This is a genomic window from Vibrio sp. 1402 (assembly GCF_033340275.1).
The window spans coordinates 1-722 of the sequence record NZ_JAWOWE010000250.1; the positions used below are offsets into that span (position 1 = coordinate 1).

Here is a 722-nt window from a genome sequence, read left to right on the forward strand (position 1 = left end):
CATCTAATCCTGTCAGCGTGTGCATTTCACCTTGCTCGATGTAAGAAACAAAGTTGGCATAAGGCACACCGATATGACGAAGCACACCACGTTCACGGATTTCTTTAAGGTCATTAGACCAAGCCGAAGAAGACATCACGGACGCGGCCAAAATCGCCACTGCAGTGATGGTTCGTTTAAGTGTTTTGACTGACATTGTGTATATCCTTCCCTTCAACAAAGCGCCCATAAATGGGCGCTTGAGTGATAAACAACGACGTTAGAACGAGTAGTACAGATCAGCAATCGCTTCGACCAATCCTTCTACATCTCGCTCATCATGGAACAAGTGTGTAGAGATACGAAGCGCGTACGTGTCGTGTCCATCATCTTTGTACAGCTTGAAGTTCGTTGTACGGATGATGTAGCCATATTCTTCACGCAGACGGTCACGGAACTCAGTCAGGATTTCTTCGTTCGTCACATCATAAAATGGGTTGAACGTCGTTAATCCACTCGTCAGCCCTTCCACATTTGGCGAGAACATTTTCGCATGTGGCAGCACGTCTTGGAGTGAGGTTTTACATTGGTCACTCAACGTTAGAATGCGGTCTTGGATTCGGTCACGACCAATCTCATCCCACATTTTGCAGCTATCAACTAGTGCTTGTTTCGCAGGATAGTTATCGTTACCAATGTATTGCATTTGCAGTTGTTTACCCAGGTAATCAGCATGAGAAAGT

General features: G+C 45.6%; 2 pseudogenes. Both read right to left on the reverse strand.

Annotated elements, in window-relative coordinates:
• Positions 1-196 (reverse strand): annotated as a pseudogene (locus R7044_RS25375) (ABC transporter substrate-binding protein); the annotation flags it as partial.
• A gap of 63 nt (positions 197-259) precedes the next feature.
• Positions 260-722, reverse strand: a pseudogene (locus R7044_RS25380) (aminotransferase); the annotation flags it as partial.